The organism is Nocardia transvalensis, assembly GCF_015477765.1.
In the GTDB taxonomy this organism is placed as follows: domain Bacteria; phylum Actinomycetota; class Actinomycetes; order Mycobacteriales; family Mycobacteriaceae; genus Nocardia; species Nocardia transvalensis_A.
In genome coordinates this window covers 106,750-125,993 of the sequence record NZ_JADLQQ010000011.1, presented here as the reverse complement: position 1 = coordinate 125,993, position 19,244 = coordinate 106,750, and the positions used below count along the sequence as shown (strand labels likewise).

The following is a 19,244-nucleotide window of genomic DNA, read 5'->3' as shown; positions in this document are numbered from 1 at the left end:
CGAAAATGATGGGCGGGAAAAATATGTCGACCATTGTAAGCGGATTTTCCACGTTGCATGGAGCTCTGCGAGCCGCCGAGCGCAGTTGGCTGCGTCACCTCGACGCTGCCTTGTGCGCCAGGCAACTGTCGGCCGACCAATGGTCGATGCTGTCGAATCTGTCCGACCAGGCGGGTATCACCATGAGTGAACTTGCTGCGCGTTCGCAGCTGCCGCCGTCGTCGGCGACTCGGCATGCGGACGCCTTGGCCGAGCGCGGCCTGATCTTCCGGATCGCCGCCGAGGACGATCGGCGTCGCATCCTGATCGGGCTGACCAAGCGGGGCGCCGAGCTGGTGGATTCCGTGCGTGCCGAGGAGCGGCGGGCGGAGGAGGATCTGCGCAAGCGCATCGGCGCCCGCAACCACACCGACCTGCTGCGCCTGCTGGAGCTCGTGGCGGAAATGCCCGTCGCGGACTGATTCCGGCCTCCGGGCGGGTTGCTCATTCCTTGCCGCAAGGCAAATATAGACCTGAGCTATTTTTCCGAATGGAAGAGCTGGGGGCTATCGGTGAGGAGTGAGCATGAGGTGCGAATCGGGTGCGTCGAATCCGGATACGGTAACCGTTGCCGTCGTCAATCATCCCATGCCTCGACTGCACTCTCGTGCCGAAGTACTCGCCCACTGCTATCGCATCGGACATCTTGTCGACGGCCTGAAAACCGGACATCCCGAACTCGATCTCATTGTGCTGCCGGAATTCTCGACGACCGGTGTGATGTACGACGAAACCGAGCTGTACTCCACCGCGATGGCGATACCCGGCGCCGAGACCGAGGTTTTCGCCGCGGCCTGCCGGCGCAACCGGGTGTGGGGGGTCTTCCCGCTCGGCGGTGAATGCCACGAACAGCATCCACTGCGACCCCCCTACAACACCGCCGTCCTGATCGACGACCAGGGCGAGATCGTGCAGCGCTACCGCAAGATCGCCCCGGCCGCGGAGGGCGAACTGTCCTGGCCCGGTGCGGCCACCTATGTCAGCGACGGTCCCAAGGGCCTGCAGGTGTCGATCCTGCTGGGCGAGGACGGCAACTATCCCGAACTGTGGCGCGACTGCGCGATGAAGGGCGCCGAACTGGTGGTGCGCTGTCAGGCGTTGCGCGCCTGCGACGCCGAACAGCAGGTCGGCATGGCCAAGACGATGGCGTGGGCCAACAACGTCTACGTGGCCGCGGCCGGGGCGACCGGATTCGACGGTGTGCACTCCTACTGCGGCCGTTCGGCACTCGTCGGCTGGGACGGCAGGCTGCTCGGCGAGTGCGGTGCCGAGGCGAACGAACTGCGCATCGCGGGGCTGTCGATCCGCTCGCTGCGCGACGCGCGGCGCTACGAACCGGCCCGCAATCCGCTGCACAGCCTGCTGCACCGCGGCGCGACCGGACTCGGCAAGGTGGGTGTGGGGGTGCGCGGGCTGGCCGAATGCCCGCTGGACTTCTATCGCACCTGGGTGACCGACGCCGTGAAGGCGCAGGAGAAAGTGCACGAGATCAGCGGTGTCTAGGATGCCCCGTATGCCGGTCTCGACCACCGCGACGGCGTCCGGGCTGTGTGCCTTCGTCGACGCCTCGCCCTCCCCGTTCCATGTCGTGCACACCGTCGCAACCGAATTGGCGGCGCAGGGCTTCACCGAACTTCCCGAGGCGCGGCCGTGGACCGCCGGTGGGGTGGGCCGATATTTCGTGGTGCGCGGCGGTTCCCTGGTGGCGTGGGCCGCCACCGAGGAGACGGCCGATCCCGCGGGCTGGTTCCGGGTGGTCGGCGCCCACACCGACAGCCCGAATCTGCGGGTCAAGCAGAATCCGGATCTGGCCGTGGCGGGCTGGCAGCTGGTCGCCCTGGAACCCTACGGCGGCGCCTGGCTCAACTCCTGGCTGGACCGCGAACTCGGCCTGTCCGGGCGGCTGACCGTGCGCGTCGGCGACGTCGCGCAGGAGCGGCTGGTTCGCATCGACGAACCGCTCCTGCGGGTGCCACAGCTGGCCATCCACCTGTCCGAGGACCGCCGCGGGGTGACCCTGGACCCGCAGCGGCACGTCAACGCCGTCTGGGGCGTCGGCGATCACCCGCGCTCGTTCCTCGCCTACGTCGCCGAGCACGCCGGTGTCGCGCTGGGCGACGTCCTGGGCTTCGAGCTCATGACCCACGACCTGACCCCGAGCCGGCTCGTCGGCCGCGATCGCGATCTGGTGAGCGCGCCCCGGCTCGACAACCAGGCCACCTGCTATGCGGGCCTGCACGCCTTCCTGGCCGCCGCCGATCGGCCCGGGGCCGCCACCCCGGTGCTGGCGATCTTCGATCACGAGGAGGTCGGCAGCCAGTCCGATCGCGGCGCGCAGTCGGATCTGCTGCCCTCGGTGCTGGAGCGGATCGTGCTGGCGCGCGGCGGCGGACGCTCGGAATACCTTGCGGCGCTGGCGGGTTCGGTCTGCGCCTCGGGCGATATGGCCCATGCCACCCACCCGAACTATCCCGAGCGCCACGAGCCCGCGCACCGGATCCGGATCAACGGCGGTCCGGTGCTGAAGGTGAATCAGAATCTGCGCTACGCCACCGATGCGGTCGGGGCGGCGGCGTTCGCCCTGGCCTGCGCGGAGGCGGAGGTGCCGCTGCAGCGGTATGTGCACCGCGCGGATCTGCCGTGCGGTTCGACCATCGGCCCGATGACCGCCGCCCGCACCGGCATGCCGACCGTGGACATCGGCGCGCCGCAGCTGGCCATGCATTCGGCCCGCGAGGTGATGGGCGCCTCGGACGTGTGGTCCTATTCGGCGGCGCTGACCGCGTTCCTTACGCCCGCTGGGCGGTAGGCGAAGACGGCGATGGCCAGGATGGCGAAGGTGACCAGTACGTAGCTGCTGCCGATCACCTGCTGCCACCACGACCACTGCAGTTCCCGGTCCTGGTGGTGCGGGAGCAGCCACTGCGGGCCGACCATGAACATCAGCGTGACGGCACCGACGGCCAGCAGCAACGGCCTGCTGCGGTGCCCCCGCGCGATCGCATCGGCGACCACCGCCAGCGCCGGGGCGATCCACACCCAGTGGTGCGACCACGACACCGGCGAGACCAGCAGGATCGCGGCCGCGTTGACCATCAGCGCGGCCGCCTTGCGTCCGTCATCGATCAGCCGCTTCATCCACACCGCCGCCAGGGCGATGGTGACGACCGAGAGCCCGAGCCAGATCAGGGTCGCGGTGGAATCGGCGACGCCGAGGCGGAAGGCGAAACCCTTCAGCGACTGGTTGCCCGCGAACTCCGGCGGCCCGATGCGGCCGGTGTCGAGCAGGGTGTGGAACCAGTAGTCGGACGAATCGTGCGGGAACAGCACGAATCCCAGCGTGACCGCCCCGATCGCCGAGGCCACCAGCGTGCCGATCGCCCTGAAGTCCTCGCTGCGCAACACCTTCCGGTCGCGGCGCAGCAGCGCGCGCCAATCCAGGCAGAGCAGGAAGAACAGCAGATAACCGGCCGGTATCAGCTTCACCGACACGGCGATGCCGATGAGCATGCCGCGCGGCCAGAACGGCTTGCGCACCAGCGCATCCAGCGTGACGGCCGCCATCAGCACCAGGTTGATCTGCCCGAAGTTGTAGGTCTGCCGGATCGGCTCCGACAGTCCCAGCACGGCGACCGCGCCGATCACCAGCGCCCACTTGGTGGTTCGATCCAGCGTCGGCCGCAACCGCGACAGCACGACCCACAGCGTGACGCCCAGGCTCGCGATCGAGGTGGCCAGCACCAGCCATTCGGCCCAGTGCAGCGGCAGCAGCGCCAGCGGCGCGAAGAACAGCGCGGCCAGTGGGGGATAGGTGAACGGCAGTCCGATCCCGTACACCTTCGGCATCGGACCGTAGAGGTCACCGCCGTCGAGCCAGACCCGGGCACCGTTGCGGTACACCTGCAGATCGATGTAGCCGTGCCACTGCTTGGTGACCAAGGACACGATCGCGGACACGGCGAACAGTGCGATCGCGCTCAGCAACAATCGCCGTTGTCGGGCCGCCAGACTCGCGGTGGACTGCCCTGCTGAAGTGGTCACGGGCAATTCGTCCGGATCCGCGACCCTGGATCGATCGTTCACCGGCTCAGCGTATCCGGTAGGGCGTAGCTCGCTGGTAGGGCCCGGTTTGGCACACATTAGACTGCGCCTGTGACCGCCCACGTCGACACCGTCAGCGCCGCCGCAGCAACTCCCGACACCCCCCAGCCGTACAAGGAACTCGGCCTCAAGGACGACGAATACGCCCGCATCAGGGAGATCCTCGACCGCCGGCCCACCGACGCCGAGCTGGCGATGTACTCGGTGATGTGGAGCGAGCACTGCTCCTACAAGTCCTCGAAGGTGCATCTGCGCTACTTCGGGCAGACCACCACCGACGAGATGCGCCAGTCCATGCTGGCCGGGATCGGCGAGAACGCGGGCGTGGTCGACATCGGCGACGGCTGGGCGGTCACCTTCAAGGTGGAAAGCCACAACCACCCGTCGTACGTGGAGCCGTACCAGGGCGCGGCGACCGGTGTGGGCGGCATCGTGCGCGACATCATGGCCATGGGTGCGCGGCCGATCGCGGTGATGGACCAGCTGCGCTTCGGTGCCGCCGAGCACCCCGACACCCGCCGCGTGGTCGACGGCGTGGTGCGCGGCGTCGGGGGCTACGGCAATTCGCTGGGTCTGCCGAATGTGGGTGGCGAGACCGTCTTCGACGCGTCCTACCAGGGCAACCCGCTGGTCAATGCGCTGTGCGCGGGCGTGATGCGGGTGGAGGATCTGCATCTGGCGTTCGCCTCCGGCACCGGCAACAAGATCATCCTGTTCGGCGCGCGCACCGGTCTCGACGGTATCGGCGGCGTGTCGGTGCTGGCCTCGGACACCTTCTCCGGCGACGAATCGGGCACCGGCCGCAAGAAGTTGCCGAGTGTGCAGGTGGGCGACCCGTTCGCGGAGAAGGTGCTCATCGAATGCTGTCTCGAGCTGTACCACGCGGGACTGGTGGTCGGCATCCAGGACCTCGGCGGCGCCGGGTTGTCCTGTGCCACGTCCGAACTCGCCGCGGCCGGTGACGGCGGTATGCGGGTCGAGCTGGACAAGGTGCCGCTGCGGGCGGCGAACATGACCCCCGCCGAGATCCTGTCCAGCGAATCGCAGGAGCGCATGTGCGCGGTGGTGGCGCCGGAGAACGTCGAGGCGTTCATGGCGGTGTGCAAGAAGTGGGATGTGCTGGCCACCGTGATCGGCGAGGTCACCGACGGCGACCGGCTCGTGGTCACCTGGCACGGCGAGACCGTGGTCGACGTGCCGCCGCGCACGGTCGCCCACGAGGGCCCGGTCTACGAGCGGCCGGTGCGGCGCCCCGACGAGCAGGATGCGCTCATCGCCGATGCCCCGGACCGGCTGGCCCGCCCGAAGACCGCCGACGAACTGCGCGCCACGCTGCTGAAGATGATCTCCAGCCCGCAGCTGTGCAGCCGCCGCTGGATCGTCGAACAGTACGACCGCTACGTGCGCGGCAATACGGTGCTCGCCGAGCACGCCGACGCCGGTGTGGTGCGCATCGATGAGGAGTCGGGCCGCGGCATCGCGCTGGCCACCGACGCCTCCGGCCGCTACACGAAGCTCGATCCGTACGCCGGTGCGCAGCTGGCGCTGGCCGAGGCCTTCCGCAATGTGGCCACCACGGGCGCGACCCCGAAGGCCGTCACCAACTGCCTCAACTTCGGCTCCCCGGAGGATCCGGGCGTGATGTGGCAGTTCCAGCAGGCCGTACGCGGTCTCGCCGACGGCTGTGCGGCGCTGGGCATTCCGGTCACCGGCGGCAATGTGAGCTTCTACAACCAGACCGGGCAGACCGCCATCCTGCCCACCCCGGTGGTCGGCGTGCTCGGCGTCATCGACGATGTGCACCGCCGCATTCCGACCGGATTCGGCACCGAACCGGGCGAGACGCTGATCCTGCTCGGCGATACCCGCGACGAGTTCGGCGGGTCGATCTGGGCCCAGGTCGAACACGACCATCTCGGCGGCGTGCCGCCCGAGGTGGATCTGGCGCGGGAGCAGTTGCTCGCCGAGGTCCTGACCGCCGGTTCGCGCGACGGGATGATCAGCGCCGCCCACGATCTGTCCGAGGGCGGACTGGCGCAGGCGGTCGTGGAGTCGGCGCTGGCCGGTGAGACCGGTTGCCGCATCCTGCTTCCCGAGGATGCCGACCCGTTCGTGATGCTGTTCTCCGAATCGGCCGGTCGCGTGCTGGTCGCGGTGCCGCGCTCGGAGGAGACGCGATTCACCAAAATGTGCACGGCCCGCCGGCTCCCGTGGGTTCGCATCGGCGTGGTCGACCAGGGCGCGGATTCGGTCGAGGTGCAGGGCCAGTTCTCGGTCACCCTGGCCGAGTTGCGCGAGGCCTATGAAGGGACGCTGCCGAAGCTGTTCAAGTGACCTTGAACGGATCGTGCTCGGCCATGAGCTTTTCCACGCGCGCCTCGTCGATCCGTTGATGCACCCGCGCCGCCTCGTGCTGATCCCGCACCACCTTGGCGAGGGTGAAGGTGCTGCTCACCAGGAACAGCACCGCTATCAACAGGAAGCCGCGCTGCCACATGTCCAGCGGCAGATAGACGATCCCGATGCCGGTTGCGACAAAACTGATTCCGAACGCGATCGCGGCCTGCACGAGGAATGCCGTCGTATTCCGCGACCGTGAAGTCGGTGTCCCCATACCGTGAGAGTGTGCCCGATCCGACCCGCGCTCCGGGGCGGATTCGGCGTTGGTCCGGGGCCCTCATCAGCCGAAAGTACCCGAGCGCACGCGCCGCGAATACCGTCCGGACCGGTCGTCTCCCGAGCGTCGAGTTGCGATGCTCACGTGTGGCGAGATGCCCGTTTATCGGTACCCGACCGCCATACTTGACGGGTGCTCGATACCGCCGAGGCTCTGACGACGCTGCGCTCGCGCGGCGGCGTCGCCGCTCGGCGGTTCGCCCCGGTATTGCGGCGGGTCGAAGCGGATGTCATCGGGCTCAACTATGTCGGGTTGGTGGTGGCCACGGTGTTCTTCGCCTGGTCGGTGACACCGTCGCTGCTGCCGCGTGACTGGCTGTTCCAGGGGGCGATCAGCGGTGGCAACGCCGCGCTCGGCTACGGCGTCGGCTGCATCCTCGAGTGGGCGTTCCGCAAGTGGGTGCGACCCAAGCTGCGGCTGCGGCCACTGTCGCTACGGCTGCGGTATGCGCTGAAGGCGACCATCCTGATCGGGTGCGTGCTGGCCGCGATCTACATGCTGGTGCTGTCGGCGGACTGGCAGCGGCAGATCTACGCGCTGATGGATATGGAGGGCACCACCCGGGCGGCGTACCTGCGCACCGGCGCACTGAGCCTGGCCGTCGGCGCGATCGCCGTTGCCGCGTACAGGACCGTGCGGGAGACGGTGCGGTTGCTGGCCCGATTGCTGAGCCGCTGGGTGCGGATACCGTCGCAGTTTGCGCCGACCGCGGGGGCGATCCTGCTGGTGGTGCTGGTGGTGACGCTGTTCAACGGCGTGGCGACCCGGGCGTTCTTCGCGGTGGCCAATTCGGCGTTCAGCGTGCGCAACGACAAGATGACGCCGTTTGCGGTGCAGCCGGACAAGGCCGAACGGTCCGGTAGCCCCGGCTCATTGGCCGCGTGGGAGACGCTGGGGTCGGAGGGCCGCTGGTTCGTCTCGCACGGACCGGATGCGTTCCGTATCGGTGCCGTGTCGGGAGCTCCCGCGCGCGAACCGATTCGGGTGTACGCGGGCCTGGAGTCGGCGAAAAACGGTATGACACAGGAGGAGCTGGCGGTAGCCGAGCTGGAGCGCACCCACGCCTTCGATCGCAAGGTGCTCGTCGTGGTCACCACCACCGGCACGGGCTGGGTCAATTCCATGTCCGCCGATGCCATCGAGTACCTCTACCACGGCGATACCGCGATCGTGGCGTCCCAGTACTCCTATCTGCCGAGTGTGCTGTCGTTCCTGGCGGACCGGCAGAAGGTGAAGGCCGCCGGGCAGAAGATGTTCGATGCCGTCTACGAGGCCTGGTCGCGGCGGCCGCCGGAGGCTCGGCCGAAATTGCTGGTCTACGGGGAGAGCCTGGGCTCGCAGGGCTCGGAGTCGGCCTTCGACGGGCTGGCGGATCTGCGGGCGAAGGTGGACGGGGCTCTGTGGGTGGGGCCACCGAATTCGAATCGCCTGTGGGAGCAGTTCGTGTCCCGGCGCGATCCCGGCACCCGCGAGGTGGAACCGCTCTACGCCGATGGGCTCGTGGTCCGATTCGCCTCCGAGGCCAAGGATTTGAGTAAGCCCTCCCCGGAGTGGCGGCAGCCGCGCATCGCCTATCTGCAGCATGCCTCCGACCCCATCGTGTGGTGGTCCCCGGATCTGATCTTCTCCCAACCGGATTGGTTGTCCGAACCCCGCGGCGCCGATGTGTCCACCCAGATGCGCTGGTGGCCGTTCGTGACGTTCTGGCAGGTGGCCGCGGATCTGACCAATGCGCAGAGCGTCAGTGACGGGCACGGCCACAATTACGGCACCCTGGTACTGGACGGCTGGTGCGCGGTGCTACCGCCCCCGGATCTGACCCCCCAGAAGGTGGAGGCCATCCGCACTCAGCTGGAACTGTCCGAAGTCTACGAACGCGCCACCAAGTGAACCCACGCATCGTCACCCGCTCCCTTGCCGCCCTCGGCGTTCCGCTGCTGTGGAACAACTACGTGCTCCCGCGCCTGCGATTCGGCGTGCGCGGGCGCACCGCCGCCACCGCCGCCTTCGCCACCGCCTATGCCGCCGCATGCCGCGCCCGCCCGAACATCTGCTCGGCCCGCGGATTGCGCTGGGGCGCAGCCACGTCGGCGGTGGTGCTCACGGGATATGCCGCGGCCCTGGCCATCCCGGCCACCCGCGCCCGCCTGGCCGAATTCACCGACCGCGCACCGGAAGTCCCGCTCGCCGAGTGGCTGGCACTCCACATCCCCGTGGGCACCGTCTACAGCGAGGAACTGATCTTCCGCGCCACCTTGGACCCCCTGCTCGACGAAACCACCGGTCCGCTCGGCCGCTGGCTCGCCGCGGCTACCTTCGGTCTCTGGCACATCCACCCCGCCCGCTCCGTCGGCGACAGCGTGCCGACGGCCGTGGCCGTCACCACCGCAGGCGGCCTGGTCCTCGGCTGGCTGCGCCGCCACACCGACAGCACCCTCGCCCCGGCCCTACTCCACCTCGCCCTGAACGAGGGCGGCGCGATTGCGCCTCGACTGGCCGTGCGTCTCGGGGCGTCGAACGCCCGCTAATCTCGGCAGAGTGGCACGACGGTCGGCTGTGGATCCCGGTGAGCTGCGGAATGCGATTACCGCGGTGAGCGATTGGTTGCGCGATGAGAGTGCGGGCGCGCCGGGGCGGGCGGAGTTGGGGGCGGCGGTGCGGGGGAGTGCGCGGACGTTGGCGGCCCAGGCGCCCGGGGCCTCGGTGGAGCTGCGGGTGCCGCCGTTCGTGGCGGTGCAGTGCATCGAGGGACCACGGCATACCCGGGGCACGCCGCCGAATGTGGTGGAGACCGATGCGCGGACCTGGCTGCTGCTGGCGACCGGCCTGCTCGACTTCGAGGCCGCCGTGGCTTCCGGCGCGGTCAGCGCCTCCGGTATCCGGGCCGGGGAGCTGGCCCATTGGCTGCCGGTCGTGCGGTTGTGACCGGCAGCGTCGTCAAGCCTTCGCCGCGGGCTTGCGCTCCAGCCCCTTGCGGTCGTAGAAGCGCGTGATCCCCAGGCCGAGTACCACGCCGATGGCCAGCCCCAGCACCGCCATCCAGACCCCGCGGCCGAGTCCGGCCGCGCCGTTGCCGTTGAAGTAGAGGATGGCGCGGGTGCCGAGGAACACCTGGTGCATCGGCTCGAAATTGGCCAGCCAGCCGAAGTACTTCGGGGTCGCCTCGATCGGCACCGTGCCACCCGAGGACGGCAGGCCCAGGATGATGAACACGATCAGGTTGACGATCAACCCGGCCGTGCCGATCGCCGCGAGCACCGACGTACAGGTGAACCCGACGGCGGTGATCACCAGGAACCCGTACAGGAACAACGACAGCGGCTTATCGATCGGCATCCCCAGCGCCTTCCCGATCCCCAGGAACGCCGCCGAGACGATCGCGGCCATGGTCGCCACCGCCGACCACTTGATCAACAGCGTCCGCACCCGCGAGATCGGCGTCGCCGGGAAATGCACGTACCAAGGCCCCCACTCGGTCGGCAGATAGCCCAGCGCCGAGTCGATCAGCTGATGGATGATCATCGCCCCGACCATGCCGACCAGCAGGAGCAGCAGGCTGTAGAAGAACGCGGTCAAACCCTCACCGGAACCGCCCGGCAGCGGCCGGTACTGCTCGGTCACGATGTTCAGCGGATGCTCGAGGGTGATCCGGGTGGCCCCGGACAGCTCGGGCGCGGGCGGCCCGCCCGGCGGCGGCTTCAGCTGGGCATGGACCTGCTCGGTCAGCTGCTTGCCGACCTGGGCGTCGACCTGGGTCAACGCCTGCTGGCCGAATTTCTGCAGGATCGCAGTGGCGAAGGCGCCGGTGCGGGGATTGGTCTGCAGGGTGATGATCGGCCGCTCGATATCCCCGGCCACCACGCTGCCGATGCCCAGATTGCCGAGTCGTTTGGAGAAGTCACCCGGAATGATGATGGTGCCGTAGACCTGGGCCGACTGCATCTGCAGCTGGGCCTCGTTGAGCCCCAGGACCCGCAGATCGATCTTGTCGGCCGGCACCGCCTCGGCCAGCCCGTCGACGACCTGATCACCGAAGTTGACGTGCTTTTCCTGCCCGGGCGCACCCATCGTCTCGCCGACGTCCTGGTTGACCAGCGCGACCGGGAAGTTGTGCAGGTTCTTCTCCGGATCGACGACGTAGTCCAGGTACATGACGCCCAGCAGCGACGCGAGCAACGTCACCACGACGATCGGGAAAACCCACCGGATCGGGGCCAGGCGCCGGGGGGTAGGACCGGATTCCGCACTCTCGGTAGTCGCCACGGCCGTACGGTAGCAGCAAACACCCTGTCACCCGGGAGATCCCGCCGGAGGTTTCGCCCGAACGACCCGTAGAATGATCAATGCCCCCCGCCCGCCGAACAGGGAGCAAACGGTGACCAACGCCGATCTGTCGGTCGACACCCCGAACCTGCTGGTAACCGGGTCCCTCGCCACACCCGCCGGGACCCCGGACCAGGACGAGAATCCGCCGCGCGAAGAGTGCGGTGTGTTCGGCGTCTGGGCCCCGGGCGAGGATGTGGCCAAGCTCACCTATTACGGTCTGTACGCACTGCAGCACCGCGGCCAGGAGGCGGCCGGCATCGCCGTCGCCGACGGTGCTCAGGTGCTGGTGTTCAAGGATCTGGGGCTGGTGAGCCAGGTCTTCGACGAGCAGACGCTGGCCGCCATGCCCGGCCATGTCGCCGTCGGCCACTGCCGCTATTCCACCACCGGATCGACCACCTGGGAGAACGCCCAGCCGATCTTCCGCACCACCGCGGTCGGCACCGGGATCGCCTTGGGGCACAACGGAAATCTGGTCAACACCGCCGATTTGGCCGCCCGCGCCCGCGAGCTCGGGCTGATCAGCACGCGCCTGCCCGGCGGGTCGATCGCGGCCACGTCGGATTCCGATGTGATGACCGCGCTGCTGGCCCACGCCGCCACCGACAAGAGCATCGAGCAGGCCGCGATGGAGTTGCTGCCCCAGTTGCGGGGTGCCTTCTGCCTGACCTTCATGGACGAGCACACCCTCTACGCCGCGCGCGATCCGCACGGGGTGCGGCCGCTGTGCCTGGGCCGCCTCGACCGTGGCTGGGTGGTTGCCAGCGAAACCGCAGCACTCGATATCGTCGGCGCCTCGTTCGTCCGGGAGATCGAGCCCGGCGAATTGCTGGCGATCGACGCGGACGGGGTGCGGTCGCTGCGCTTCGCCAATCCGGAGCCCAAGGGCTGCGTCTTCGAATACGTCTATCTGGCCCGTCCCGACAGCACCATCTCGGGCCGTTCGGTGCATGCGACCCGGGTGGAGATCGGCCGCCGACTGGCCGCCGAGCATCCGGTCGAGGCCGATCTGGTGATCCCGGTTCCCGAATCGGGCACCCCCGCCGCGGTCGGCTACGCCCAGGGTTCGGGCGTGCCCTACGGCCAGGGCCTGATGAAGAACGCCTATGTGGGCCGCACCTTCATCCAGCCCAGCCAGACCATCCGGCAGCTGGGCATCCGGCTCAAGCTCAATCCGCTGCGCGAGGTCATCCGCGGCAAGCGGCTGATCGTCGTCGACGACTCGATCGTGCGCGGCAACACCCAGCGCGCGCTGATCCGCATGCTGCGCGAGGCCGGTGCGCTGGAGATCCACGTCCGCATCGCCTCGCCGCCGGTGAAGTGGCCGTGCTTCTACGGCATCGACTTCGCCTCGCGGGCGGAGCTGATCGCCAACGGGGCCGGGCCCGACGGCGAGGACGGCTCGTTCGACGCGATGGTCGAGAACGTGCGCCGCTCCATCGGTGCCGACACCCTCGGCTACATCTCCCTCGACGGCATGATCGCGGCCACCGAGCAGCCCGCCTCGCGGTTGTGCGCCGCCTGTTTCGACGGCAAGTATCCGATTCCGCTTCCGACCGAGGCCGCCATCGGTAAGAATGTGCTCGAGGGGCTCCTCGGCGGCAAGTCGGAGTCGGAGTTGTTGAGCGACAACGCGAACGCGAGCGCACTCAGCCGCCCCTGAACGTTTTCCTGCGAGAACATCGCCGCGCAGAAGTTTTTTGAGGTAGCTCGAAAATAATTGTTGCGAAACGCAACATATTCGCAACGGACTGGCGGTACTGTCCCCGCCATACCGAAGTTCACCGCGGCCACACCCGACCTGTGATCCAGGGAGGGTGCGCTGCGATGCGAGAAGTTGGGACAGTAATGCGGTTTTCGACAGAGGGGTCGGCGACCCGGTCGGGTCGAGTCAAAGGCCTTGCGGCAGTGGGGATGGCAGGCCTGGCGCTGCTCGCCGTAGCGGGATGCGGGTCCGGGCGGACCGGCGGCGGCGGTAGTGCCGACGAGTTGGTCATCGGCACCACCGACAAGATCTTCTCGTTGGATCCGGCGGCCGCCTACGACCAGGGTTCCTACGTCCCCGAGACCCAGATCTATCAGCACGTGCTGAACTACGCCCCGGGTGAGACCACCCCGCGGCCGGACGCGGCCGAGAAGTGCGAGTTCACCTCGCCGACGGTCTACACCTGCACCCTCAAGCAGGGGCTGAAGTTCGCCAACGGCAACCCGCTGACGGCCCACAGCGTCAAGTTCTCTTTCGACCGGATGCTGCGGATCAACGATCCGAACGGCCCGGCCGCACTGCTCGGTCACCTGGACAAGACCGAGGCCGTCAACGACACCACTGTCGCGTTCACCCTCAAGAACGCCAACGACCAGACCTTCCCGGCGGTCCTGGCAACCCAGGCCGGTGTGCTCGTCGACGAGAAGGTGTTCCCGGCCGACAAGCTCATGGACGAGGGCGCGATCGTGGCGGCCAAGCCGTTCTCCGGCCCGTACATCATCTCGAGTTACGACAAGAACAAACTCGTTCAGTACAAGGAGAACACCGACTACAAGGGCATCCTCGGCAAACCGAAGATGAGCACCGTCTCGGCGCGGTACTACGCCTCCAGCGAGAACCTCAAGCTGGACATCCAGAACGGCAATATCGACGTCGCCTACCGCAGCCTGACCCCGACCGATATGGAGTCGCTGCGCAAGAGCGACAAGGTGTCGGTGCACGAGGGCCCGGGTGGCGAGCTGCGCTACATCGTCTTCAACTTCAACACCATGCCCGGCGACAACCCGGCGCAGAAGTTGGCCATCCGCAAGGCGATGGCGTCCTCCATCGACCGCGACGCGCTCTCGCGCGAGGTCTACAAGGGCACCTTCTCACCGGCGTACTCGTTTGTGCCGCAGGGCTTCCCGAGCGCGATCGAACCGTTCAAGGACCTCTACGGCACCAAGCCGAACAAGGAGCAGGCGGCCAAGTTCCTCGCCGATGCCGGGGTGGCGACGCCGGTGCAGATCAACCTGCAGTACAACCCCGACCACTATGGCCCGTCGAGCTCGGAGGAGTACGCGGCGGTCAAGAGTCAGCTCGAGGCGACCGGCCTGTTCCGGATCAACCTGCAGGCCACCGAGTGGGTGACCTATCAGAAGGAGCGCGCGCGCGACGGCTACCCGCTGTATCAGCTGGGCTGGTTCCCGGACTATCCGGATCCGGACAACTACCTGACCCCGTTCTTCGGGCCGAACAACTTCCTGCAGAACCACTTCGAGGATCCGAACATCACCGCGCAACTGGTGTCCGAGGTGACCGAGCCCGATCGGGACAAGCGGATCGCCAAGCTCCAACAGCTCCAGCGGGATCTGGCCGCGAACCACATGCCGACCCTGCCGCTGCTGGCCGGTAAGTCGATCGCGGTCTCGACCAGGGACGTCAAGGGTCTCGATTCGACCCTCGACCCGTCGACCAAGTTCCGCTACGGCGTGCTGAGCAAGTGACGGGCGTAATCGCCGAGCAGGAGCCCACCGCCCCCGCTCCTGCTCCCCGAAAGACGTCGCGCAGCGGATCCCGCTACGGAGTGCTGCTGCGCTACCTCGGAATACGGCTGTTGCTGGTCGTGCCGACGGCATGGATCCTGGTGACCGTCGTCTTCTTCCTGATGCGGGTCGTGGGTGACCCGATCAGTGCCGCGCTGGGCGGGCGGCTGCCACCGGATCAGATCGAGGCGCGCAAGGAGGCGGCCGGTTTCAACCGGCCGATCCTGACCCAGTACTGGGACTACATCACCGGCCTGCTGCGCGGGGATTTCGGTCGCTCCCAGGACAATCGGGCGATCGGCGAGATCATCGCGAGCTATGGCGCGGCGACCCTGGAATTGGTGTTCTGGGCGCTGATCGTCGCCTTCCTCGTCGGCGTGCCGCTGGGCCGATATGCGGCCCGGCGACGCGACAAGGCCGCCGACGTGGGGCTGCGCCTGTTCGGCATCCTGGTCTACGCGGCGCCGGTGTTCTTCGTCGGTCTGCTGCTCAAGCTGGTGTTCGCCGTGCAGCTGGGCTGGTTGCCGGTGGCCGGACGGGCAAGTACCAGAGCGGAATTGGCGCTGCAGAACGTCTCGCCGAAGACCAATATCCTGGTGATCGACGCGATCCTGTACGGCGACACCGGATATCTGCTCGATGTCCTCGAGCACGCGGTGCTTCCGGCCATCGCGCTGGGGCTGCTGACCGCGGGTGTGTTCCTGCGGCTGGTGCGGATCAACCTCATCCAGACGCTGCGCAGTGATTTCGTCGATGCCGCGCGGGCGCGTGGGTTGTCCGAGCGGGTCGTGGTGGGCCGACATGCCTTCCGCAACGCCATGATTCCGATCGTCACGGTGATGGGCATGCAGATCGCCATGATGCTGGGTGGTGCGGTGCTCACCGAGATCACCTTCGAATGGAAGGGTCTCGGCTATCAGCTCGCGCAGTATCTGCAGGCGCGCGATTTCGTTGCGGTACAGGGCATCGTCGCGTTCCTGGCGCTGATGGTGGCGGTGATGAGCTTCCTGGTCGACATCGTCGTGGCGCTGATCGATCCGAGGGTGAGGTTCTGATGGCTGCACCTGCTGAGCTGATCGCGGCCGAACCGGCCCTCGTGCCGACCGTGCCGCGCCGCGGCCTGCCCGGGCTGCGGCTGTTCCGGATGACCTCGGGACTGCAGCGGGCGACGCTGATCTTCGGCCTCGCCCTGATCGGGATGTTCGTGATCGTGGCGCTGTTCGCACCGCTCATCGCGCCCTACGGCTTCGCCCAGATCTCGGAGAACGGCGTCGATTTCGTGCGGCAGCAGGCGCCGTCGGCGCAGCACTGGTTCGGCACCTCGGTGCGCGGCGAGGACGTGTTCTCCCGCGTGGTGTACGGGGCACGAACCGCGTTGTGGGTCATCGCGATATCGCTGGTGCTGTCGCTGGTGGTCGGCGTGCCCCTGGGCTTGGTGTCCGGATATGTCGGGCGCTGGGTGGACCGGGTGCTGACGCTGTTCATGGATGCCATGTACGCGTTCCCGACGCTGCTGCTGGCGATCGTGGTGTCGATCGTCGTGGCCGGTGGTCAGTCGTCGAGCTTCGGCGGCGTGCTGTCGGCGGCCGTGGCGATCACGGTGATCTTCGTGCCGCAGTACTTCCGGGTGGTGCGCAACGCGACGATCGCGGTGAAGACCGAGCCGTACGTCGATGCGGCCCGGGTGACGGGTGCGCCGGTCGGGCGAATCCTGTTCCGGCACATCTTCCCCAACGTCACCCAGTCGCTGCCGGTGATCATCACGCTCAACGGCTCGGAGGCCATCCTGACGCTGGCCGCACTCGGCTTCCTGGGTTACGGCATCGAGCCCACCCAGGCCTCGGAGTGGGGTTACGACCTGAACAAGGCGCTGGCCGACGTGTCCAACGGCATCTGGTGGACCGGCATCTTTCCCGGTGTGGCCATCGTGCTGGTGGTGCTCGGCATGACCCTGGTGGGCGAGAGCCTCAACGAGGTGCTCAATCCGCTGCTGCGCACCCGCCGCGCGGTGAACGCTTCCGCACCGGCCGCCGAGGAGCGCACCGATGTCTGAATCCGCTGTGTCCTCGGAGCCCACTGTGTCCGACGAGAAGTCCCCATCACACGCTGCGCTGTCGATTCGATCGCTGTCTGTCACCTTCGCCACCGATGCCGGTGCGGTCGACGCCGTCCGGGATGTCTCCTACGAGGTGTTCCCGGGTGAGGTGCTGGCCATCGTCGGCGAATCGGGCTCGGGGAAATCGGTGAGTTCGCGCACGGCGCTGGGCCTGCTACCCGAGACCGCGCAGGTGCGCGGCCTGGTGACGGTCGGGGCCGAGAAGATCACCTCGATGACCGAGAAGCAGCTCACCGCGGTGCGCGGCGGCGAGATCTCGATGATCTTCCAGGAGCCGGGCGCCGCCCTGGATCCGCTGTTCACCGTCGGCTTCCAGATCATGGAGGCGCTGCGCGCGCATTCCACGATGGGCCGCAAGGAGGCCAAGGAGCGGGCGATCGAACTGCTGCGCACGGTCGGGCTGCCCGATCCGGAGCATCGGGTCGACTACTACCCGCATCAGCTGTCGGGCGGGCAGAAACAGCGCGTCATGATCGCCATCGCCATCGCGTGCGAGCCGAAGGTGATCATCGCCGACGAGCCGACCACGGCGCTGGATGTCACCGTGCAGGCCGAGATCCTGGAACTGCTGCGGGATCTGCGGGACCGGCTGGGCAGTGCGATCGTGCTCATCACCCACAACATGGGCGTGGTCGCCGACCTCGCCGATCGGGTGGTGGTGATGCGGTCGGGCCGCGTGGTCGAAACCGCGCCGGTGGATGAGCTTTTCGCGCATCCCACAGAGCAGTACACCCGGGATCTGCTGGCCGCGGTGCCGCATCTGGGCGCGGGTCTGAAGCCGACCTCGGGTCCGGTGTCCCCGGTCGCGCCGCAACCGGAGACCGGGATCTCCGCGATCCCGGCTGAGCGACCGGTGGGTGAGGTGGCCGAGGCAGCGGTTACGGAGACCGTCCTCGAGGTCATCGATCTCGTGGTGGAATTTCCGGGCGCGCTCGGTCGCCCGGCCTTCCGGGCGGTCGATGATGTGAGTCTGACCCTCGGCCGCGGCGAAACCCTCGGCCTGGTCGGGGAATCCGGCTCGGGGAAGACCACGATCGGCCGGTGCGTGGCGGCGCTGCAGCGGCCCTCCGGCGGTGTGATCCGGGTGCACGGGCAGGAGTTGACCGGGCTGTCGGAGCGGCAGCTGCGGCCGATGCGCAAGCGGCTCGGATTCGTGTTCCAGGATCCGGCGACCTCGCTGAATCCACGGCTCACCGTGGGACAGTGCGTGGCCGAACCGCTGCTGGTGCATCGCGCCGCCAACGGTGAGGCCATGCGGTCGCGGGTGCGGCGGCTGCTGGACGACGTCCAGCTGCCCGCGGGCACCGAAAACCGCTATCCGCACGAACTCTCGGGTGGACAGCGTCAGCGCGCGAGCCTGGCCCGGGCGCTGATCCTCGACCCGGACCTGCTGATCGCGGACGAACCCACCAGCGCCCTGGACGTTTCGGTGCAGGCGACGGTGCTGGAGTTGTTCGCCGAGCTGCAGCGTGAGTGCGGGTGGGCGTGCCTGTTCATCAGTCACGACCTGGCGGTGGTCGATCAGCTGGCCAATCGGATCGCGGTGCTGCGCAACGGTGCCGTGGTCGAACAGGGCACCCGCGACGAGATCCTGCGCAATCCCACCCAGGAGTACACGCAGCGGCTCGTGGCGGCCGTCCCGGTGCCCGACCCGGTCGAGCAGCGGCGCCGTCGCGCGGCGACGGCGGCGATGTTCGCCACCGATCACAGCGAGTAGACCGCACCGGGTTGCGCCTGCCACGCAACCCTTACCGCGGTGGCGCCCGGCCGGATGCCGATACCGGACGGCAGCCGGCCGGGCGGCCACCACCCGCGGCCCGAGATCTGGTCGACCGGCCACTTCTCGACCACACTTCCGCCGCCAGCCAGGCGGCGGAGCCGAACCGGTTGTGCCGCTGGGGACTTCGCCCCGAACGAAGTCCCCGGTGTGCCCGGCACAACCGGTTTCCGGGAACACCCGGCCCGACGGCCGGTGCCGGACGCCGTCGACCGGGTGTTCGCCGGGATCGCTCACGGATGCAACGTCAATCCCTTCACCGTCCGGTCGACGCCGTTGCGAGGGCCGTAGATCGCGAGGCCGACGAGGTTCAGGTGGTCGGGGTCGGCGGCGCGGACCGCGGCGCGGTTGTCGTCGTCGTTGTCGGTGGTGAACATGTCCGCGGTGTAGACGGCGGTGGCCAGTTCGCGGCGCAGGGCCCGCTCGTGGACGGTGGCCAGCCGGGTCGCATCGGCCGCGAAGATCAGCACCGGTTCGCGGAACAGGGACAGGTATTCGCGTCCCGCGCCGTCCTCGTAGGGCTTGCCCATGATGTCGTCGGTGGCGTGTGCGATGCCCGAGGCGAGAAATGCGGTGACATTGAGCTTCTGCCAGCCTGCCAGGTCGTCACGAACGGCAATGGCGATCTTGGTCTCGAAACGCATGCGGGAGAGTGTGCGGGGCAACCGCTCTCGTGGTCTTGAACGCTGGTGCACTCT

The 19,244-nt window shown here is 68.0% G+C and carries 17 protein-coding genes; 12 read left to right on the top strand and 5 right to left on the bottom strand.

The genetic code is table 11. The features are described from left to right. Positions 1–53 precede the first annotated feature (53 nt). The 3 genes from IU452_RS29460 (at position 54) to IU452_RS29450 (ending at position 2,848) form a co-directional block, all read left to right on the top strand. Positions 54–461 carry a MarR family winged helix-turn-helix transcriptional regulator gene (locus IU452_RS29460; RefSeq protein ID WP_228818964.1) on the top strand — a complete coding sequence of 136 codons (408 nt, stop codon included), beginning with the start codon at positions 54–56 and terminating at the stop codon, positions 459–461. Positions 462–564: 103 nt separating this feature from the next. After that, on the top strand, positions 565–1,542 hold the full coding sequence (locus IU452_RS29455) for an aliphatic amidase (protein WP_195112458.1): 978 nt from the start codon (positions 565–567) through the stop codon (positions 1,540–1,542). 10 nt (positions 1,543–1,552) lie between these two features. Further along, entirely contained in the window at positions 1,553–2,848 is a 1,296-nt protein-coding gene (locus IU452_RS29450; protein WP_195112457.1) for a M18 family aminopeptidase, read from the top strand. Here the strand turns inward: IU452_RS29450 and IU452_RS29445 are convergent. Next, positions 2,803–4,122 carry a glycosyltransferase 87 family protein gene (locus IU452_RS29445; protein ID WP_324192884.1) on the bottom strand — a complete coding sequence of 440 codons (1,320 nt, stop codon included), beginning with the start codon at positions 4,120–4,122 and terminating at the stop codon, positions 2,803–2,805. The genes IU452_RS29450 and IU452_RS29445 overlap by 46 nt on opposite strands. 69 nt (positions 4,123–4,191) lie before the next feature. Here IU452_RS29445 and purL point away from each other — a divergent pair, with 69 nt between their 5' ends. Beyond that, positions 4,192–6,474, top strand: a complete 2,283-nt coding sequence (purL, locus tag IU452_RS29440) for a phosphoribosylformylglycinamidine synthase subunit PurL (RefSeq protein ID WP_195112455.1) — start codon at positions 4,192–4,194, stop codon at positions 6,472–6,474. Here the strand turns inward: purL and IU452_RS29435 are convergent. Further along, positions 6,467–6,754, bottom strand: a complete 288-nt coding sequence (locus IU452_RS29435; protein ID WP_195112454.1) for a YiaA/YiaB family inner membrane protein — start codon at positions 6,752–6,754, stop codon at positions 6,467–6,469. The two genes, purL and IU452_RS29435, sit on opposite strands and share 8 nt — an antisense overlap. A gap of 195 nt (positions 6,755–6,949) precedes the next feature. On the opposite strand from IU452_RS29435, the gene IU452_RS29430 reads away from it, so the two are divergent. Genes IU452_RS29430 through IU452_RS29420 form a run of 3 tightly spaced genes read left to right on the top strand, consistent with a single transcriptional unit; the run spans position 6,950 to position 9,742 of the window. After that, a complete protein-coding gene (locus IU452_RS29430) occupies positions 6,950–8,707 on the top strand; it encodes an alpha/beta hydrolase (protein ID WP_195112453.1) in 1,758 nt (585 codons plus the stop codon). Next, on the top strand, positions 8,704–9,345 hold the full coding sequence (locus IU452_RS29425; RefSeq protein WP_195112452.1) for a CPBP family intramembrane glutamic endopeptidase: 642 nt from the start codon (positions 8,704–8,706) through the stop codon (positions 9,343–9,345). The genes IU452_RS29430 and IU452_RS29425 overlap by 4 nt, the downstream gene beginning before the upstream one ends. Before the next feature lie 10 nt (positions 9,346–9,355). Next, positions 9,356–9,742, top strand: a complete 387-nt coding sequence (locus IU452_RS29420) for a sterol carrier family protein (protein ID WP_195112451.1) — start codon at positions 9,356–9,358, stop codon at positions 9,740–9,742. A 12-nt stretch (positions 9,743–9,754) separates the two neighbouring features. Here IU452_RS29420 and IU452_RS29415 read toward each other — a convergent pair whose 3' ends face one another. Continuing rightward, positions 9,755–11,080, bottom strand: coding sequence for a YhgE/Pip domain-containing protein (locus tag IU452_RS29415; protein WP_416382384.1), 1,326 nt, complete (start codon positions 11,078–11,080; stop codon positions 9,755–9,757). Positions 11,081–11,192: 112 nt separating this feature from the next. Here IU452_RS29415 and purF point away from each other — a divergent pair, with 112 nt between their 5' ends. The 5 genes from purF to IU452_RS29390 all read left to right on the top strand — a co-directional run bounded on the left by purF (position 11,193) and on the right by IU452_RS29390 (position 18,486). Then, entirely contained in the window at positions 11,193–12,806 is a 1,614-nt protein-coding gene (purF, locus tag IU452_RS29410) for an amidophosphoribosyltransferase (RefSeq protein WP_195112450.1), read from the top strand. Positions 12,807–13,057: 251 nt separating this feature from the next. Beyond that, positions 13,058–14,614, top strand: coding sequence for an ABC transporter substrate-binding protein (locus tag IU452_RS29405; protein ID WP_195112600.1), 1,557 nt, complete (start codon positions 13,058–13,060; stop codon positions 14,612–14,614). An 80-nt stretch (positions 14,615–14,694) separates the two neighbouring features. Continuing rightward, complete coding sequence (locus tag IU452_RS29400; RefSeq protein WP_324192903.1) at positions 14,695–15,708, top strand: ABC transporter permease; 1,014 nt, start codon at positions 14,695–14,697, stop codon at positions 15,706–15,708. Further along, positions 15,708–16,706 (top strand): ABC transporter permease, encoded by a 999-nt coding sequence (locus IU452_RS29395; protein WP_195112449.1) that lies wholly within the window; start codon positions 15,708–15,710, stop codon positions 16,704–16,706. Before IU452_RS29400 ends, IU452_RS29395 begins: the two co-directional genes overlap by 1 nt. Next, entirely contained in the window at positions 16,699–18,486 is a 1,788-nt protein-coding gene (locus IU452_RS29390) for an ABC transporter ATP-binding protein (RefSeq protein ID WP_195112448.1), read from the top strand. The genes IU452_RS29395 and IU452_RS29390 overlap by 8 nt, the downstream gene beginning before the upstream one ends. Here IU452_RS29390 and IU452_RS29385 read toward each other — a convergent pair. Both IU452_RS29385 and IU452_RS29380 read right to left on the bottom strand, forming a co-directional pair. Further along, the gene (locus IU452_RS29385; RefSeq protein ID WP_195112447.1) at positions 18,474–18,620 is read right to left on the bottom strand and encodes a hypothetical protein; all 147 of its coding nucleotides are present in this window, start codon (positions 18,618–18,620) and stop codon (positions 18,474–18,476) included. The two genes, IU452_RS29390 and IU452_RS29385, sit on opposite strands and share 13 nt — an antisense overlap. A 159-nt stretch (positions 18,621–18,779) precedes the next feature. Beyond that, positions 18,780–19,190: a DUF2000 domain-containing protein gene (locus IU452_RS29380; protein WP_195112446.1), complete on the bottom strand. Its 411-nt coding sequence runs from the start codon at positions 19,188–19,190 to the stop codon at positions 18,780–18,782. Between the last annotated feature and the right edge of the window lie 54 nt (positions 19,191–19,244).